Raw genomic sequence first — 16,813 nt, 5'->3', positions numbered from 1 at the left:
CTCGGCGGCCCGTACGGCGTCTCCACCCGCACCTCCACCACCTCCTCCAGCAACGCGTACAACCCCGAACCACCGATCACACCCAGCTCGGCCCGCGCCGTCCCCTGATCGATCGTCATCGTCCGTCCGTCCCCTTCGTCGAATGGCGTCCCGGCCACTCTAGGGTTCGGCTCCGGACGGCGGTACGGCCGGATGGCCGCGGGCCGCCGGGGTGGTGCGCGCGGCCGAGCGGGTGACCTTCCGGACGTGTCGGCGGCGGCGCGCCCCGTCCGGCGTGCGTCGGTTGGAACGCGCCACCTCCGGGTGGTGCACGCCTTGTCCCCGAACCTGAGAGCCGCCCATGCCTTCCACCGCTCGCCTCCGCCGCCTCGTCCCCACCGCGCTCTGCGCCCTCGCCGTCGCACTCGCCGCCCCCGCGGCCCACGCCGCGCCCCCGGGCGGCGACAGCGGGGCCGACCCCGGCGGGAGGCCGGACGGCGGCCGGTACGACTGGGAGCGGGTGGCGGACTGCGAGAGCAGCGGCGACTGGCACATCAACAGCGGCAACGGCTACTTCGGCGGCCTCCAGTTCGACCAGGCCACCTGGCGGGAGAACGGCGGCCTCGCCTACGCCCCGCGCCCCGACCTCGCCAGCCGCGAGGCGCAGATGACGGTCGCCCAGCACCTGGCCGACCGGCGCGGCCTCTCCCCCTGGCCGGTCTGCGGCGCCCGGGCCGTCGGCGGCCACGGACACCAGGCCGCCCGTCCGCACACCAGCGGCCGGCACGACGACGGCCGCGACGCGGAGGCCACCCGCGACCACGGGCGCGACGCCGTCCTGCCGCCGCCCGCCCCCGGCTCGGCCGAGGACGGCCAGTGGACCGTCCGCGAGGACGACACCCTGGACCAGCTCGCCGCCACCTTGAACGTCCCCGGCGGCTGGCCCGCGCTGTACGCGCTCAACCGCGCCGCCATCGGCGAGGACCCGGACCTCATCCAGCCCGGCCTGGTCCTGCGCCTTCCCTCCTGAGCCCCCTCCCCGCCGCCTCCGGCCGGTCCGCCACCTCCGGCACCCCGCCGCCCACGCCGCTCCCACCGGCGTGGGCGGCGGGGCGTTCGGCGGCGATGCGTCGTCGGCCAGGCGTTCGGAGGCCAGGCGTCCGGCGGCCAGGCGTCCGGCACCCCGCCGGACCGGCCCTATCGGCGGACCGCCGCCAGTACGTGCAGCCCGCGCTCGTTGGTCTCGTCGTGGCTCGGCTCGAACCCGGCGGCGCGGACCTGCTCCGCCACCCAGTCGGTGGCCAGCCGCAGCTTGGGGTAGCTGCTGACCTGCTGGTTCCAGCCCTCGCCGACGCGGGTGTGGATCAGGTCGTGCACCAGCGCGGTGTCCTCGTCCGGGTACTCCAGGAAGCAGGTCATGATCCGGTCCGCGGTGGAGCGCACCGGCAGGAATCGGTCCGGGCCGGTCAGCGGGCGGGTGAGGTCGCGGAAGGACAGCACCAGCCGCCCGCCGGGGGCGAGCGCGGTGGCGGCGTCGCGCAGCAGCGCCGTCACGTCCGCACGGGTGGGCAGGTGGGTGAGGGTGTCGCCCATGCAGAGCACCGCCGCGACCGAACCCGGCCCGGTGTGCTGCGCCAGCGCGCCGCGCAGGTCGGCCTCGACGGTACGGACGGCGTCGGCATGCCCGGCCTCGGCGGCGGACTCGCGCAGCTCGGCCAGCAGCGGGGCGCTGGTGTCGACGGCGAGGACGGGGTCGAAGCCGAGCGCGGCGAGGGCCAGGCTCTGGGTGCCGGGGCCGGCGCCGAGGTCCACGGCGGTGCCGCCCGCGGTGCCCGTGCCGGTCCCGGGCGTGACGCCGAGCCCGGCCAGCAGCTCGGCCTGCGCCTCGGCCAGCGCGGGGATGTCGCCTCCCAGCATCCAGGTGTAGTGGGCGGCGAGCAGGCGGTCGTAGTGCTCGGGTGCGGTGCTCATACGGGCGGGGCCCCTTCTCGCGATCCGATGGTCCGATGGTCCGATGGTCCGATCGCACTCTAGGGCCGCTCACGGGAACGCCGACGGCCCGCCCGGTCCTGGTGGACCGGACGGGCCGTCGCCATGGCCGCGCCGTCAGCCGTCAGCCGTCAGCCGTCAGCCGTCAGCCGTCAGCCGTCAGCCGTCAGCCGTCAGCCGACGTGAACGCGCGGACGCTTGGTGCGGTCCGGCTCCGCCTCGCGCAGCACCTCGCGGGTGACCGGCGCGACCTCGCCCTGCCCGAACAGGAAGAACCGCAGGAACTGGGCGAACGGGTTGCCCTCGGTCCACTCGAAGTACAGGTGCGGCCGCTGCCCGGTGCGGTCCCGGACGGTGAGCGCCAGGGCGGCGATCGCGTTCGGGATGCTGGAGCTCTCCAGGGTGAGCACCCGGTACCGGCCGTGCAGCACCTCGCCGCGCACGGTCAGCTCGGACTCGAAGTCCGAGGCGTCCCGGACGGTCACCTCGACGAAGACCAGGTCGTCCTCGCCCGGGATGTCGTTGTCGGCGCGGATCTGCCGGATCTTGTCGCGGTACTCGGCGACGTCCCGGTTGGTCGGCTCGTTGGCGATCAGGCGCAGCGGACGGTGGGCGTAGTCGCGGATGAACCGCTCGGCCGTCTCGTCCAGCACCACGTCGGTGACGCGCAGCTCGAAGGCGCGCTTGAGGCGGGAGAGCAGCGAGACCAGGATGATGCCGGCGATGAAGCAGGCACCGATCTTGACGCCGTCCGGTCGCTCCATGGTGTTGACCACCGTGGTGTACAGGAAGACCGCGGCGATGATCCCGAAGCCGATGGTCCAGCCGCGTTGGCGCTTCTTGTACGCGGCGATGGTGACGGCGATGGCCGCCGAGCTGATCAGGACCAGTACACCGGTGGCGTAAGCGCCGCCCTGGGCGTCGACATTGGCGTCGAACAGCCAGGTGATCAGGAAGCCGACGATGGTCAGGACGATCACCATCGGGCGCACGGCGCGGGCCCAGTGCGGGGCCATGCCGTAGCGCGGCAGGTAGCGGGGCAGCAGGTTGAGCATGCCCGCCATGGCGGAGGCGCCTGCGAACCACAGGATGGCGATGGTCGACAGGTCGTAGACGCTGCCGAAGGCGCCGCCCAGGTACTCGTGTGCCAGGAAGGCGAGGGCACGGCCGTTGGCCTGGCCGCCGCTCTCGAACTCCTTGGCCGGGATGAGCAGGGTGCAGATGAAGCTGGTGGCGATCAGGAAGGTGCTCATGATCACGGCGGCGGTGGTGAGCAGCTTGCGGGTGCCGCGGATCCGGCCGACCGGGTTCGCCTCGGTGTCGTCGGCGTCGCCCTTGATGTGCGGCATCACGGCGACGCCGGTCTCGAAGCCGGACATGCCGAGCGCGAGCTTCGGGAAGACGACGAGCGCGACGCCGATCATCACGAAGATGTTGCCGTGCTGGGTGGTCAGCGCGTCGGACCAGTCGGTGACGACGTGCGGCGCCTGGATGATCTTCCAGATGCCGACCGCGACGACCACCACGTTGAGCGCCAGGTAGACCGCGACGAGACCCACGGCCAGGCCGATCGCCTCGCTGAAGCCCTTGAGGAACACCGCGCCGAGCAGGGCGACCAGGATCAGCGTGATCAGCATCTGCTTGCCGCCGAGGGCGCTGGTCAGGTGCGGGTTCTCGACCAGGTGGGCGCTGGCATCGGCGGCCGAGAGGGTGATCGTGATGATGAAGTCCGTCGCCGCGAAGCCGAGCAGGGCGAGGACGAACAGCTTGCCCTTCCAGAACGACAGCAGCCGCTCCAGCATCGCGATCGAGCCCTCACCGCGCGGGCTCTCCTGGGCGACCCGCCGGTAGACCGGCAGCGCGCCCAGCAGGGTGACGAGCACCAGCACGATCGTGGCGATCGGCGACAGCAGGCCGGCCGCGAGGGCGGCGATGCCCGGCTGGTAGCCGAGCGTCGAGAAGTAGTCCAGACCGGTCAGGCACATCACGCGCCACCACGGCTGGCCCGTGTGCGCAGCGTGACCGGCCTCGGCGGCGGAGTCCCCCGGCTCCTCGCCCTCCTGCTGCGCCTTCGCGGCGGCCTCCCTGGCGGCCTTCTCCGGGGACATGTCCTCCAGGAGCCAGCTGCGCAGCCGTATTCGCGCCGACGACGGGTCCTCCGTCGTCGTCTCCGTCGAACCCGACGAAACCACCTTGCACCTCTTGATTAAAGACCCCGTAAAAGCGCCGTCGGGCGACGGCAGTGCGCCAGGCTATGCGACCGGCGTTAAGGAGACGTCATCGGCCCGCGTTAAGAAAACGTCATGGCTGCGCAGGTCGGGGCGGGTGGCACGGTGCAGCCGGGGCGGGCCGGTCCGGTGCCGGGGCGGGGGCTGCGGGCCGCCGCCCCGGCATCTCGGATCCTGGACGGGGGTTACGCCTGGTAACCGAGGACGGTCATCATGCCGGTCTCCGAGTGGTAGACGTTGTGGCAGTGCACCATCCACAGGCCCGGGTTGTCGGCGTCGAAGTCGACCGTCAGGGTCGTGCCCGGCAGCACGATCGCGGTGTCCTTGCGCGGGCCGTCGGCTCCCAGTGCGAAGGTGTGTCCGTGCAGGTGGACGGGGTGCCACATGGCGGTGCTGTTGCGGAACTCCAGCCGCACCCGCTCCCCCGCGGCGACCGGGTGGCGCTGCGCCGGGTCGTACCTGCGGCCGTTGAACGCCCAGTCGGCCTTCGCCATGCCGCCGGTGAGCTCCAGCGGGACGGTGCGGTCCGGCGCCCTGGCGGGCAGCCGGACGCCGGGGTCGGCCTTCAACCGGTCGGCGGTCAGCAGCCGGCCGTCCAGTTCGGCCGGGCGGGTCGAGGCGTCCGGCGCGGTGCCCCCGCCGGTGCGCAGCACGGCCAGCGCGGTGGCGTTCTTGCCCTCGGCCAGGGCGGTCAGCGGGAAGGCGCCGTCCTGGGCGGTGACCAGCACGTCGTAGCGCTCGCCCATGCCGAGCAGCAGCGCCTGGGTGGTGGCCGGTTCGACCGGGAAGCCGTCGGCGTGGGTGACGGTCAGCTCGTGGCCGCCGAGGGCGACCCGGTAGGCGGTGTCGCCGCCCGCGTTGATCAGCCGGATCCGGATCCGGTCGCCGGGCTTGGCGGTGAAGGTCTCGGGGGCGCCCGGGAGGCGGCCGTTGACCAGGTGGAACGGGTACTCGACGTCGCCCGCGTCGCCGCCGAGCAGCGGACTGGTGGCGCCCATCAGCATCCGGGAGGGGCCGCTCGCCGCCGGCTCCGGCGCCTCTGGCATCCCTGACATCCCTGACATGGTGTGGCCGGCGTGGTCCATCCCGCCCATGCCCCGGGCGAGTTCGGCGAGCACGGCGTCCGGGGTACTGCCGTCGACCCCGTCCAGCCAGTCGTCCAGGACGACGACCCACTCCTTGTCGTAGCGCAGCGGCTCCTTCGGGTCCTCCACGATCAGCGGCGCGTACAGGCCGCGGTCCTGCTGGACGCCGGAGTGCGGGTGGAACCAGTAGGTGCCGGGATGGGAGAGCGCGAAGCGGTAGTCGAAGGAGGCGCCCGCCCGGACCGGCTCCTGGGTCAGGCCCGGCACGCCGTCCATGTCGTTGCGCAGGGCGAGGCCGTGCCAGTGCAGCGAGGTGGGCTGCGGCAGGTGGTTGGCGAGGGTGACGGCGAGCGTGTCGCCGACGGTCGCGCGCACCTCCCGGCCGGGCAACCGGTCGCCGTAGGCCCAGCTGCGGACGGTGCGTCCGCCCAGGTCGAGGGTGGTCTCGGTGGCGGTGAGCGCGATCCTCCGCTCGGGCCCAGTCCTGCGCCCGGCCTCGGCGGCGGCGACCTCGGGGCCGTTCGGGGCGACGAAGCCGGCCGGGGCGGTGGCCGGGGGCGGCGGCGAGGAGTGGTTCATCCCCCTCATCGAGTCCGAGGAATCGGAGGAACAGGCGGCGAGCAGACCGGTCCCGGCGGCGGCGAGCGCGGCGCCGAGGACGGTGCGACGGGTGGGTGTGCGCATGACGGAGTGCACCTCGTACAGGGGTGGTGTGGACGTACAGGACGGCGCGTCGGCCGTTCCGCGCGCGGGCGCCAGGGCGTGTCTGACACGCCCTACGGCGCACTCGCGGGCACGGAACGGCGGGCACGCGCCTACTGACGCAGCACCGAGAGTCTGTTGAGGAGGATCCGCCCGCCCCCGGGCGGCGGCAGCGCCCGGACGGCCCGCAGCAGCCGGACCCGCACCTCGGCGGCGGCGTCACCGCTGCGGCGCAGCAGCGGGCCGACGATCAGCAGCACCAGGGTCCAGCCCGCCAGCACGGCGAGACAGACCGTCATCGGGTCCATGCCTCCGGCGTCCGCCGGATCGACGGCGGGCCCGTGGTGCGACGGCAGCTGCCGGGCCGCCGTCACCCCGGGCCCGTGGTGCTCCGGCAGCTGCCGGGCCGCCGTCACCCCGGACCCGTGCCCGTCGTGAGCGCCGTGCCCACCCGTCGGGTGCCCGAGCGTGTGCATCGTCACGATGCCCAGCAGCAGGGTGGCGAGGAGCAGCAGCCGCAGCCCCCCGGGCAGCGCCGAACCGCACGGCCGCTGCTGCGCCATGGTCCGCCTCCCGCCCGTCTCCGCCCTCCGCTTACCCCCGCAGGGTATCCCGTGGAACGGGCCGGGCGCCGACCCGGGGCCAACCGGCCGGGTGGCCGGATCCCTACCACGCTCACACGGATCCGACGATCTTCCCGCGTACAAGATCCGTTAACATGCCCGGCAGTTACGCACGATCCCCGGCCCGAAGGGCACTTCGGGCCGGACACATGGGGGAACACGAAAATGGCAGATCCAGACGCGAGTCTGCAGTTCAAGGTCAATCCGGCCGAACTGGACGGCTGCGGCCAGAGCGCCCAGCACATCGGAGGCCTGATACCGGGCGAGACCACGAAGATCACCGATCCGTGCAGCCAGGCCGCGGGAGGTCTCAAGGGCTGGCTCACCGCCGGCGCGATCACCGCCTGCGGCACCAACTGGAAGACACTGCTGGACCGGCTCGGCAGCGACATGGGCGACGTCGGCACCAAGCTCGGCACCTCGGCCACCTACTACCGGCAGGCCGAGCAGAACGCCCACAACAGCATGCGGAACCCGGCCGCTCCTCCGGCCCCGGACGAGCCGGACCCCTTCGGCACCACCGTCGTCCCCGGCCCGGTGAAGCCCCGCAGCGCGAAGGCGGCCGAGTAACCGATGGACATCAAGACCCTCCACGACGCCGACGTCATCGGCATCTCCACCGCGAAGAGCGCATTCGACACCCTGGCCACCGCCTTCGGCCAGCACGTCGAGAACTGGCAGCACGAGGTCGTCGACCGGCTGCACAACTCGCAGTGGACCGGCACCGCCGCCGACCACGCCAACGCCCGGATGCAGTTCCTGGAGAACGAACTCAAGGCCGCCCAGCAGGAGATCGGCCTGGTCAGCCGGGCCCTCCAGGACGCCTACGACGGCTTCGCCGCCGCCCAGGCGCATCTGATCAGCGCCCTGGACGACGCCAAGACCCACAAGCTGACCGTCGCCGCCGACGGCGGGATCACCTGGGAGAAGGACCCCAACTCCCCGAACTTCGCGGGCACCGACGCCGAGAACCAGGCCAAGCAGATCCAGTCCCGGATCACCGCCGCGCTCAACGAGGCCGACCACGCCGACCAGACCATCAACGCCCGGCTCTCCCACCTCGCCACCAACGCGAGCAACGGCACCGGACTGGACTCCGCAACCGCGAAGACCGACACCGACGCCGCCAACGCGCTCCAGACCATCCCCCCGGCCGGCACCGACCCGAACAGCGTCAAGGCCTGGTGGAACGGCCTCACCGACGACCAGCAGCACCGGATGATCCTCAACCACCCCGACCAGATCGGGAACCTGGACGGCATCCCGGCCACCGGCCGCGACGAGGCCAACCGGATCAACCTCCAGCGCGGCAAGCAGGACATCCAGCACCAGCTGGACGGCCTCGGCGCCGCGCCGCCCGCGACCATCGGCAACGGACGGTTCATCCGCCCGAACCCCGCCTACACGACGTGGCAGCAGAAGCACGACGAGCTCACCGACAAGATGAACGGCATCACCGCCATCGAGACCCGGCTGAACACCCCGGTCGACGACAAGCACCCGCCGACCTTCCTGCTGGGCTTCGACACCAACGGCAAGGGCCACGCCATCGTCGCCGTCAACAACCCCGACACCGCGACCAACGTGTCGACGTACGTCCCCGGCACCGGTGCCCGGCTCGGCAGCATCAACAGCGACATCAACCGCTCCGACGCGATGGTCGCATCGGCCAACGCCGCCAACGACAACAAGGCCGTCACCTCGTCGATCACCTGGGTCGGCTACGACGCCCCGCAGAACATCATCCCGGAGGCCGCGGACGACAGTTACGCGAAGGCCGCCGAGGACAAGCTGGTCAGCTTCGAGAACGGGCTGCACGCCACCCACGACGGGAAGATCGGCAACAACACCATCCTGGCCCACAGCTACGGCACCACGACCGTGGGCTACGCCATGCGCGACCACGGCCTCCCGGTCGACAACGCCGTCCTCATCGCCAGCCCCGGCGCCGGCGTCGAGAACGCCAAGGACCTGCGCATCGACCCCTCGCACGTGTACGCCGCGCAGAGCCCGGCCGACGCGATCGGCTGGGCCGCGGCCACCGACCCCGGCGGTGCGGCGGACAACTTCTGGGACAACGTCAAGTCCGACTTCGGCTTCGGCGACGGCGACCACCACCTGATGTACGGCCGGCAGACCACCGCGCCCCAGTTCGGCGCGAACGTGATGCCCGTCGACCCGGACGCCGGGCACTCCGACTACTGGAACAACGGCTCGCCGACGCTGGCCGCCATGGGTCAGGTCATCGCCGGAAAGCCGATGCAATGAGCATGAGCACCGTGAGCACCGGCCGCCGCACCCCGCCGATCAGGCGGGCCACCACCGCCGCCACGCTGGCCGTCACCGCACTCGCCCTGAGCGCGTGCGGGGCGAACACCCTGCAGGAGCGGTCCAAGCCCACCATCACCCTGGACCAGGCCAGGACCCGGATCGACGGCTACCTCGCCGGCATCCAGGCCCAACTGCCCGTCCAGCCGGCGTCGTTGCCGCCCGCGTTCAGCGACCTTGAGTGCGACGCCAACGACATCGGGCCGCACGGCCGGAAGCAGACCTCGCGGTCGTACACCTACCCGGACCTCCCGTCGGCCGACCGGACCAAGGCGGCGGACGCCTTCCGCAGCTACCTCACCGGCCAGGGCTTCCAGGCGGTGCCGGACGCCGCGGGCTCCCACCCCGGCTGGGTACGGCTGAAGAACTCGACGGACGAGTTCCTCGCCGTCCTGGACGGTGCGACGGACCCGAGCCGCAGCTTCCGACTGACCGTCAGCTCACCCTGCGTCTGGCCGGACGGCACTCCAGCCAAGTAACCCAACTCCCCTTCGGGGCCGCACCTTTGCCGAGGTGCGGCCCCTTCGCATACGCCCAGGTCAATCCGCTTGCCCGTCCTTGACGATCCGCTAGCATGCGACGTCAGTTACCGCTCCGACCGGCCCAGCACCCGGTCCGGAACTGACGGGGGACGCATGGCAGATCCAGATTCGAACCTGCAATTCCAGGTCAAGCCGGGCGAGTTGGACGGCTGCGGACAGAGCGCGCAACACATCGGCGGCCTGATACCCGGCGAGACCGCCAAGATCACCGACCCGTGCGGCCAGGCCGCCGGAACGCTCCAAGGCTGGCTCACCGCCGCCGCGTTGACCACCTGCGGCAGCAGCTGGAAGACCCTGCTGGACAAGCTCGGCGGCGACATGGGCGACGTCGGCACCAAGCTCGGCACCTCGGCCGCCTACTACCGCCAGGTCGAGCAGGACATCCACACCAACATGATCCACCCGGACACGCCGGTCCCCGCCTCGACCGCACCGGACCCGTTCGGCACCGTCGTCACCCCCGGCCCGGTGAAGCCCCGCAGCGCGAGAGCGGCGGAGTAGCCGATGGACATCAAGACGCTGCACGACGCCGACTTCTGCAACCTGGCGATCGCCAAGACGGCCTTCGACACCCTGGCCACCGCCTTCGGCGGGCACGTGGACACCTGGCAGCACGAGGTCGTCGACCGACTGCACAACTCGCAGTGGAGCGGCACCGCCGCCGACCACGCCACCACGCGGATCCAGAGCCTGCACGACGAACTCCACGCCGCCCAGCAGGAGATCGGGCTCATCAGCCGGGCCCTCCAGGACGCCTCCGAGGGCTTCGCCGCCGCCAAGGCCCACCTGCTCAGCGCCCTCGACGATGCCAAGGCCCAGGGGCTCACGGTGGCCCCCGACGGCGGCATCACCTGGGACAACAACCCCGACTCGCTCACCTTCGCCGGGCACGGCGCCCCAGAACACGCCAAGGCCATCCGGGACCGGATCAACGCCGCTCTCACCGAGGCCGACCACGCGGACCGGACGATCAGCAGCCGGCTCGCCCACCTGACCACCAACGCGACCAACGGCACCGGCCTGGACTCCACCGTCGCGACCGACGACACGGCCGCCGCCGACGCGCTCAACCGGATCCCCGCCGCCGGCACCGACCCGAACAGCGTCCAGGCCTGGTGGAACAGCCTCACCGACGAGCAGCAGCACCGGATGATCCTCAACCACCCCGACCAGATCGGGAACCTCGACGGCATCCCCGCCACCGGCCGCGACCAGGCCAACCGGATCAACCTGGCGAACAGCAAGCAGGACATCCAGCGGCAACTGGACGCACTCGGGCCCGAGCCGGACTCGACGGTGGCAACGCCGTACGGGGCCTACGAGAGTCCCATGCACAAACTCTGGAAGCAGCAGCACGACGACCTGGCCGAGAAGATGAGCGGCATCAACGCCATCGAGACCCGGCTGAGCACCCAGGTCGACTCCACCCATCCGCCTGCCTACCTGCTGGGCTTCGACACCAACGGCAAGGGCCACGCGATCGTCGCGATCAACAACCCGGACACCGCCGACAACGTGTCGACGTACGTCCCCGGCACCGGCGCCCGGCTCGGCAAGGTCGACGGCGACATCAGCCGTTCGGACGCCATGGTCGCCGCGGCCAACGCCGTCGGCAACGGCAAGACCACCTCGTCGATCAGCTGGATCGGCTACGACGCCCCGCAGAACCTCGTCCCCGAGGCCGCGGACGACCAGTACGCGAAGGACGCCGAGGGCAAGCTGGTCAGCTTCGAGAACGGGCTGCACGCCACCCACAACGGGAACATCGCCAACAACACCATCCTCGGCCACAGTTACGGCACCACGACGGTGGGCTACACCATGAAGGACCACGGCCTGCCGGTCGACAACGTCGTCCTCATCGCCAGCCCCGGCGCCGGCGTCGACACCGCGAAGGACCTCCGCATCGACCCGTCCCACGTGTACGCGGCGCAGAGCCAGGCCGACATGATCGGCATGGCCAGTGCTGTGGACCCGGGCGGATTCGCGGACAACTTCTGGGACAACGCGAAGGCCGACTTCGGCTTCGACGACGGCGACCACCACCTGATCCACGGTCGGCAGACCACCACTCCCCAGTTCGGCGCGAACGTGATGCCCACCGACCCCAACGCCGGGCACTCCGACTACTGGAACAACGGTTCGCCCACGCTGGCCGCCATGGGGCAGGTCATCGCGGGCAAGTAGCGACCAACCAGCGCTCATCGAAGTCAACTTGGGATCGTGCCCGGGCCGGCGGGCGCGACCCCTACAGCTGCTGCACGGCGGCCGCCAGATGCGCCCGGAACCAACGCTGCCCCGGATCGGCCGAGTTGCGCGGGTGCCAGGCCATCCCCAGCTCCAGCGGCGGGAGTTCGAGTGGCATCGGGAAGGTCCGCAGGCCCAGCGCCGCGAAGGTCCCCGGCAGCCAGTCCGCCGCCCCGAGCGTCACCAGGTCGCTCTCCCCGGCCAGCAGCATCGCGGCGGTGTGACTGGGCACCACCACCGCGACCCGGCGGCTCAGCCCGCGTTCGGCCAGCGCGGTGTCGATCGGCCCGAGCCGCTTGCCGCGCCGGGAGACTCCGATGTGGTCGGCGGCGGCGAACCGCCGGGCGGTGATCCGCCCGTCGAACAGCGGATGGCCGGCCCGCGCCACGCCCACCACCGGTGCCGTGACCAGCGGTCTGGTGTGGACCTCCGGGTCCTTCGACCCGAGCACGCCGACCTCGACGTCCACCTGCCCCTGGCGCAGGCCCGGTCCGCCCTCCAGGGACTCCGGCAGGAACACCACGTCCACCCCGGGCGCCTCCTCCCGGATCCGCCCGACCAGCGGGCCGGCCACCCGGACCAGCACGGCGTCGGCGCTCTGTACGGTGAAGGTCCGCTCCAGGTGCACCGGTTCGAAGCCCGCCCCCGGCCGCAGCACGTTCTCGCAGCTGCGCAGCAACCCGGCCACCTCCTCCCGCAGTTCGAGCGCCCGCGGGGTCGGCACCAGCCCCTGCCCGGCCCGCACCAGCAGCGGGTCGCCGACCGCGCGGCGCAGCCGGGCCAGCGTCCGGCTCACCGCCGCCGGCGAGGTGCCGAGCCGCTCGGCGGCCCGCGTCACGCTGTTCTCCTGGAGCAGGGCGTCCAGCGCCCGCAGCAGGTTGAGGTCCATCCATGGCTCCTGAACTGCATCTTTACGCCTGGGTCAATGATCCCGTACCGATCTTTGCATGGCTCGCCCGCCGCCGGGAGGGGACAGTGGAGCCGTCCGAGAAACACCGGGCCTTCCCGTTCCGGGCCGTCCCGTACCAGGCCCTCCCGTACCGGGCCTTCCCCTACCAGGCCCTCCCGAGCCAGGAGTTACCGTGCCGAACGACCCCCGCGCCCACCTCGCCGGCGACGTCCTCGCCGTCGTCAGCCAGAGCGGCCCGACCGTCTCCTTCTTCGACGTCGCCACCGACGCCCTGCTGGACCGGGTCGAGGTCACCGCCGAGCCCCACGAGCTGTGCTTCGACCCGACCCGGCGACTGCTCTGGTGCACCAGCGCCTACCGCTCCGGCTACTACAACGCCCACAGCGGCCACCGCACCGAGGTGACCGTCATCGACGCCGACACCCGCAAGATCGTCGAGGTGATCGACCTCGCCCCCGAGCACGGCCCGCACGGCCTGGCGCTGGACCCGGTCCGCGGCCGGCTCTACGTCAGCGTCGAGGCCTCGGCGGACCGCCCCGGCGGCGTGGTGGTCATCGACACCGCGACCCGCCGCCCGCTCGGCCGGATCGACACCGACGCCCCCGGCCCGCACTGGTTCGCCATCTCCCCGGACGGGCGCACCGGTTACGCCACCAACAAGGAGGCGCCGTACGTCTCCGTGGTGGACCTCGCCCGCGGCACGCTGACCGCCAAGGTGGCCGTCCCCGGCAGCGAGGGCCTGGCCGTCTCCGCCGACGGCGCCCGGGTGTACGTCGGCGGGCCCTACCTCGGCTTCGCCAAGGACCCCGACGCCACGCCCGGCATCCGGGTCATCGACGCCCGCACCGCCACCGTGGCCGACGTCCTGCCCACCGGCTCCGCCGTCCTCCCGGTCCACCTGACCGCCTCCGGCCGGCTGCTGGCGGGCGAGATCCACGCCACCACCGATCCGGGCTCCCCCTTCGACGGGCGGACCAACGGCCGGCTCACCGTCTTCTCCACCGCCACCCACCGCCCGCTCGGCTCAGTCGACGTGGGCACCTTCCCGCTGACCATCACCTCCTCCCCCGACGGGCGCCTCGGCTACGTCTCCTCCGCCGCCTCCTCCACCGTCGACGTCATCGACCTCGACACCCTCACCCCCGTCACCCGGCTCACCCTCCCCAAGCGCGCCGAGCCCGGCGCCCACGGCCTGGCCTACCTCCCCCGCCCGGCCTGACCGCGGCGGGCCTCCGGGCGCCGGGCACGCCCGGAGGCTTGCCGCCGTCCGCCACGGGCCGCATCCTGGGGCGGACCCGTCCGGTCCGGGGGAGGCGCGATGAGACGCGGCATGGGAGTGCTCTGTTCGACGGTGGTGCTGGCGGCGGCGCTGGGCGCGGTCACCGGCTGCGAGCCGCTCGTCGACCTGGGCGGGGGCCGGCACCCGGTGCCGCTGCCCGAACCGGCGCCGCCGTCCGCTCAGTGGATCGTGGACCTGGTGGGCGGGCTCAACCTGCCGCCGCAGTGCCCGAAGCCGACGCTGCCGACCATGGCGGTGCTCGACACCGACGGGCGTTCCCGGGCGATGGCGTTCTGGCTGCTGGACAACCTCGACGTCTGCTACGCCGTCATCGACGACGCCGGCCGGGCGCCCACCACCATCTGGTTCGCCGCGATCGCGGACCTGATCCCGCGCACCCCGATGCCGGCCGACACCACGGCCGGCGTGGACTCCTACGCCTTCACCGCCTTCCGCGGCCAGGTGAACGACATCGAAGTGGTCGGCGACGGCGACCACCTGGTCAGCCCGGTCCGCCACCGCACCGTCGACCTCGGGGCCGGCCACCTCGTCACCTTCGCCGCCTACCACTACCGGATCCCCGCCACCGGCAAGCCGCTCTCCCTCACCCTCTGCACTCCCGACGCCCAATGCCGCGACGCCCATTGACCCGCCCCCGAACCTTCCCGGAAGAACACCCCCTAGGGGCGTGGACGCGCCCGCCCCCGGGCAAGGCACGGTCGTAGCTGCGAGCCCGTCGAACGTGAGAAGGTACGCCCCATGAAGATCATCGACTTGTTCTCAACGTCATCTGGTTGATTTTCTGCGGCATCTGGATGGCCGTCGGCTACGTGGTCGCCGGCATCGTCTGCTGCCTCCTGATCGTGACCATTCCGTTCGGGATGGTTCTGCCGCGCTCAGCATCACGCGGGGGTCGACCCGCCCCTCGATTCGCATAGCCGGGAGCAGCTCGGGGCTGGGTACCGGTACCCGTTCGACCTCGGCGAGCGTCAGGTCCAGCTCGGCCCGGACACCCTGCGCCACCCAATCGTTGAAGTACTTCGAGGCAGTACTCGTCGAGCTGTACTCCTCGGGGAGTTTCGCCCAAGAGACACCGGTGCGAGCCTTAAACATTGCCGCGAGCACTCTGTGCGACAGCGCCCAGCGCAGCACCACCAAGGTCACCAGCACCCGATCCACGAAGACCAACGGGTGATCCGGCCCGGCCCCGGCTACCCGCAGTCGACCATGGGCACGCCGTTTGGCCAGGTCAGAGTCTCGCGCGGCGGCCCACGGCCCAGCCAACCCGGTTATCAGTGTGCTCAGGTGTTCCTTCGAGATCCCGCACAGGGCGGAACCAGAACAGGCCGCGCGGGCCCAGCTCGACTTCACACGCCAGATGATCCCGCGCGGTTCTTCGCGTCCCGGCACCAGGGCCGCTGCCGGGACCTGGCCACCGATGCCCCGATCATTCGGGCCCGGGCCGGTGCGCCCATTCCTGGTCGAGGATGCTGAAGACGTCGGAGTCACGCCAGCCGTCCCGAAGCAGCGCGGTGTGCCGGTGCCGCCCCTCGTGGGTCATGCCGAGCTTGCCCAGCACCCGGGCCGATGCGACGTTGCGAGGATCGCAGGTCGCATAGATCCGGTGCAGTCCTATCAGCCCAAACCCTCTGCCGAGAAGTTCCCCGCCGATAGCTGAGCCCACGCCCCGACCCCACATCCGAGGATGGACGAGATAGGAGATCTCGCCCTGCCGGTGGGCCAGGCTACGAACCTTCAACTCGCCGAGACCGACGAGTTCACCGTCGAGGCAGGCCGCATACACGAATCTCGCCCGCGGGGACTGCAACCGGGCATCCACTGCGCTTTGGACGAAGTCCCGCGTCTGTTCCTCAGTGTTCGGCCCCCACGCCTGGTAGCGGCAAGCCTCCGACAGGCTGGCAAAGGCATGTACAGCGTGGCAGTCACCGACCTCAAGCTCGCGCATGGTCACCGAGGTATGCATCACGAGCCGATCCTGCCAGGCCTGCATCGCCACATACCAGCGCTCAAGTCGCGGGGTACAGCCGAACCACCGTCGGGGTCAGGTCGAGGAAGGCCAGGGCCCGCACCTCCCCGTGCGTCGCCAGCCGATGCCCGATCGTCTGGGCCTTCGACGGACCGAGCAGCTCGGCGAAGTACCCCTGTTGGTCCGGGCTGAGCGGGAGCGCGTCCAACGTCGTCAGAACCGCTGCCATCGCGTCCGGCAGCTTGCTGAACCGCGCGGGCGCGGTCACGCCCCGGACCTCCGCGATCACCGGGAACGGGTACGGGGAGCCCGTCTCCGGACCGGATCCTCCGGCCGCCGCTACCAGGTCCGTGCCCGGTTCGCCGTGGTCTCGAAGCGGCATCACTTCCCGGTCACCTCCCCCGCACGGCGCGGGTGCCACAGGTGGACCCGGACCGTCCGGCCGTTCACCACGATGGTCCGGGTCGCCGCCTTCAACAGCCCCGAGCCGCAGTAGAAACACCGGGTCGCCGCCGACCCGGACGCCCGCTTGTTCACGACGCACCGCCTCCCGGGCCCACCAGGGCCCAAACGATCTTTCCGATGCCTTCCGGCCGAGGCACGACGCCCCACTCGACCGACAGGCCCTCCACCAGGCACAGCCCCCGGCCCGACTCGGAGTCGACGCCCACGGACCGCCGGATCACCGGCTTCTCGCTGCTCGCGTCGTGCACCTCCAGCCGGAGGTGATCGAGCACCATCTCGAAGCGGACATAGATCCGCCGCCCCTTGGGCACCCTGGCGTGCTTCACCGCGTTGCTCATCAACTCGCCGAGCACGATGACGGCGTCGTCCGCGAGGAGGTCTCCACCCGGCACGCGGGCCAGGAAGATACGGAGGTGCAGCCGGGCCACGCCGACCGACCTTCGATGCCG

The 16,813-nt window shown here is 71.8% G+C and carries 17 protein-coding genes; 9 read left to right on the top strand and 8 right to left on the bottom strand.

Annotated features, from left to right (window positions below; all coding sequences use genetic code 11):
• The first annotated feature begins 340 nt into the window (after positions 1-340).
• On the top strand, positions 341-1,009 hold the full coding sequence (locus ACZ7BZ_RS31620; RefSeq protein ID WP_470361313.1) for a transglycosylase family protein: 669 nt from the start codon (positions 341-343) through the stop codon (positions 1,007-1,009).
• Positions 1,010-1,176: 167 nt separating this feature from the next.
• Here the strand turns inward: ACZ7BZ_RS31620 and ACZ7BZ_RS31615 are convergent, their stop codons facing one another.
• The 4 genes from ACZ7BZ_RS31615 to ACZ7BZ_RS31600 all read right to left on the bottom strand — a co-directional run bounded on the left by ACZ7BZ_RS31615 (position 1,177) and on the right by ACZ7BZ_RS31600 (position 6,546).
• Positions 1,177-1,950 (bottom strand): class I SAM-dependent methyltransferase, encoded by a 774-nt coding sequence (locus ACZ7BZ_RS31615; protein ID WP_470361312.1) that lies wholly within the window; start codon positions 1,948-1,950, stop codon positions 1,177-1,179.
• Between the two features lie 191 nt (positions 1,951-2,141).
• The gene (locus tag ACZ7BZ_RS31610) at positions 2,142-4,076 is read right to left on the bottom strand and encodes an APC family permease (protein WP_470361311.1); all 1,935 of its coding nucleotides are present in this window, start codon (positions 4,074-4,076) and stop codon (positions 2,142-2,144) included.
• A 305-nt stretch (positions 4,077-4,381) separates the two neighbouring features.
• Entirely contained in the window at positions 4,382-5,965 is a 1,584-nt protein-coding gene (locus ACZ7BZ_RS31605; protein ID WP_470361310.1) for a multicopper oxidase family protein, read from the bottom strand.
• Between the two features lie 131 nt (positions 5,966-6,096).
• Complete coding sequence (locus ACZ7BZ_RS31600; RefSeq protein WP_470361309.1) at positions 6,097-6,546, bottom strand: hypothetical protein; 450 nt, start codon at positions 6,544-6,546, stop codon at positions 6,097-6,099.
• Positions 6,547-6,771: 225 nt separating this feature from the next.
• Between ACZ7BZ_RS31600 and ACZ7BZ_RS31595 the strand changes: the two genes are divergently transcribed.
• From ACZ7BZ_RS31595 to ACZ7BZ_RS31575, 5 genes are all read left to right on the top strand, one after another.
• Positions 6,772-7,176, top strand: coding sequence for a hypothetical protein (locus tag ACZ7BZ_RS31595; RefSeq protein WP_470361308.1), 405 nt, complete (start codon positions 6,772-6,774; stop codon positions 7,174-7,176).
• A 3-nt stretch (positions 7,177-7,179) separates the two neighbouring features.
• Positions 7,180-8,874, top strand: coding sequence for an alpha/beta hydrolase (locus ACZ7BZ_RS31590; protein ID WP_470361307.1), 1,695 nt, complete (start codon positions 7,180-7,182; stop codon positions 8,872-8,874).
• A 2-nt stretch (positions 8,875-8,876) separates the two neighbouring features.
• Positions 8,877-9,413, top strand: coding sequence for a hypothetical protein (locus ACZ7BZ_RS31585; protein ID WP_470361306.1), 537 nt, complete (start codon positions 8,877-8,879; stop codon positions 9,411-9,413).
• Between the two features lie 156 nt (positions 9,414-9,569).
• A complete protein-coding gene (locus ACZ7BZ_RS31580; RefSeq protein WP_470361305.1) occupies positions 9,570-9,977 on the top strand; it encodes a hypothetical protein in 408 nt (135 codons plus the stop codon).
• 3 nt (positions 9,978-9,980) lie between these two features.
• A complete protein-coding gene (locus ACZ7BZ_RS31575) occupies positions 9,981-11,663 on the top strand; it encodes an alpha/beta hydrolase (RefSeq protein ID WP_470361304.1) in 1,683 nt (560 codons plus the stop codon).
• A gap of 61 nt (positions 11,664-11,724) precedes the next feature.
• On the opposite strand, the gene ACZ7BZ_RS31570 is transcribed toward ACZ7BZ_RS31575, so the two are convergent.
• Positions 11,725-12,612 (bottom strand): LysR family transcriptional regulator, encoded by an 888-nt coding sequence (locus tag ACZ7BZ_RS31570; RefSeq protein ID WP_470361303.1) that lies wholly within the window; start codon positions 12,610-12,612, stop codon positions 11,725-11,727.
• 193 nt (positions 12,613-12,805) lie between these two features.
• Between ACZ7BZ_RS31570 and ACZ7BZ_RS31565 the strand changes: the two genes are divergently transcribed.
• The 3 genes from ACZ7BZ_RS31565 (at position 12,806) to ACZ7BZ_RS31555 (ending at position 14,850) form a co-directional block, all read left to right on the top strand.
• Positions 12,806-13,852, top strand: a complete 1,047-nt coding sequence (locus ACZ7BZ_RS31565; RefSeq protein ID WP_470361302.1) for a YncE family protein — start codon at positions 12,806-12,808, stop codon at positions 13,850-13,852.
• 111 nt (positions 13,853-13,963) lie between these two features.
• Positions 13,964-14,560 carry a hypothetical protein gene (locus ACZ7BZ_RS31560; protein WP_470361301.1) on the top strand — a complete coding sequence of 199 codons (597 nt, stop codon included), beginning with the start codon at positions 13,964-13,966 and terminating at the stop codon, positions 14,558-14,560.
• A gap of 167 nt (positions 14,561-14,727) precedes the next feature.
• The gene (locus ACZ7BZ_RS31555; RefSeq protein ID WP_470361319.1) at positions 14,728-14,850 is read left to right on the top strand and encodes a YccF domain-containing protein; all 123 of its coding nucleotides are present in this window, start codon (positions 14,728-14,730) and stop codon (positions 14,848-14,850) included.
• Between the two features lie 509 nt (positions 14,851-15,359).
• Here ACZ7BZ_RS31555 and ACZ7BZ_RS31550 read toward each other — a convergent pair.
• The 3 genes from ACZ7BZ_RS31550 to ACZ7BZ_RS31540 form a co-directional block, all read right to left on the bottom strand.
• Positions 15,360-15,923, bottom strand: coding sequence for a GNAT family N-acetyltransferase (locus ACZ7BZ_RS31550; RefSeq protein WP_470361318.1), 564 nt, complete (start codon positions 15,921-15,923; stop codon positions 15,360-15,362).
• A gap of 16 nt (positions 15,924-15,939) precedes the next feature.
• Positions 15,940-16,281: a hypothetical protein gene (locus ACZ7BZ_RS31545; protein WP_470361300.1), complete on the bottom strand. Its 342-nt coding sequence runs from the start codon at positions 16,279-16,281 to the stop codon at positions 15,940-15,942.
• Positions 16,282-16,432: 151 nt separating this feature from the next.
• Positions 16,433-16,792: an ATP-binding protein gene (locus tag ACZ7BZ_RS31540; protein ID WP_465714891.1), complete on the bottom strand. Its 360-nt coding sequence runs from the start codon at positions 16,790-16,792 to the stop codon at positions 16,433-16,435.
• Between the last annotated feature and the right edge of the window lie 21 nt (positions 16,793-16,813).

Source organism: Kitasatospora sp. NPDC036934 (assembly GCF_055608425.1).
Note: the sequence above shows the minus strand (reverse complement) of the source record. Positions and strands in the feature narration are given on the sequence as shown.

Excerpts from the sequence above, each read along its gene's own strand:
- ACZ7BZ_RS31595 (WP_470361308.1), top strand. The coding sequence starts at position 6,772 with ATGGCAGATCCAGACGCGAGTCTGCAGTTCAAGGTCAATCCGGCCGAA.
- ACZ7BZ_RS31550 (WP_470361318.1), bottom strand. The coding sequence starts at position 15,923 with ATGCAGGCCTGGCAGGATCGGCTCGTGATGCATACCTCGGTGACCATG.
- ACZ7BZ_RS31555 (WP_470361319.1), top strand. The coding sequence starts at position 14,728 with ATGGCCGTCGGCTACGTGGTCGCCGGCATCGTCTGCTGCCTCCTGATC.
- ACZ7BZ_RS31545 (WP_470361300.1), bottom strand. The coding sequence starts at position 16,281 with ATGCCGCTTCGAGACCACGGCGAACCGGGCACGGACCTGGTAGCGGCG.
- ACZ7BZ_RS31585 (WP_470361306.1), top strand. The coding sequence starts at position 8,877 with ATGAGCACCGTGAGCACCGGCCGCCGCACCCCGCCGATCAGGCGGGCC.
- ACZ7BZ_RS31600 (WP_470361309.1), bottom strand. The coding sequence starts at position 6,546 with ATGGCGCAGCAGCGGCCGTGCGGTTCGGCGCTGCCCGGGGGGCTGCGG.
- ACZ7BZ_RS31620 (WP_470361313.1), top strand. The coding sequence starts at position 341 with ATGCCTTCCACCGCTCGCCTCCGCCGCCTCGTCCCCACCGCGCTCTGC.
- ACZ7BZ_RS31590 (WP_470361307.1), top strand. The coding sequence starts at position 7,180 with ATGGACATCAAGACCCTCCACGACGCCGACGTCATCGGCATCTCCACC.
- ACZ7BZ_RS31560 (WP_470361301.1), top strand. The coding sequence starts at position 13,964 with ATGGGAGTGCTCTGTTCGACGGTGGTGCTGGCGGCGGCGCTGGGCGCG.
- ACZ7BZ_RS31570 (WP_470361303.1), bottom strand. The coding sequence starts at position 12,612 with ATGGACCTCAACCTGCTGCGGGCGCTGGACGCCCTGCTCCAGGAGAAC.
- ACZ7BZ_RS31615 (WP_470361312.1), bottom strand. The coding sequence starts at position 1,950 with ATGAGCACCGCACCCGAGCACTACGACCGCCTGCTCGCCGCCCACTAC.
- ACZ7BZ_RS31610 (WP_470361311.1), bottom strand. The coding sequence starts at position 4,076 with ATGTCCCCGGAGAAGGCCGCCAGGGAGGCCGCCGCGAAGGCGCAGCAG.
- ACZ7BZ_RS31605 (WP_470361310.1), bottom strand. The coding sequence starts at position 5,965 with ATGCGCACACCCACCCGTCGCACCGTCCTCGGCGCCGCGCTCGCCGCC.
- ACZ7BZ_RS31580 (WP_470361305.1), top strand. The coding sequence starts at position 9,570 with ATGGCAGATCCAGATTCGAACCTGCAATTCCAGGTCAAGCCGGGCGAG.
- ACZ7BZ_RS31575 (WP_470361304.1), top strand. The coding sequence starts at position 9,981 with ATGGACATCAAGACGCTGCACGACGCCGACTTCTGCAACCTGGCGATC.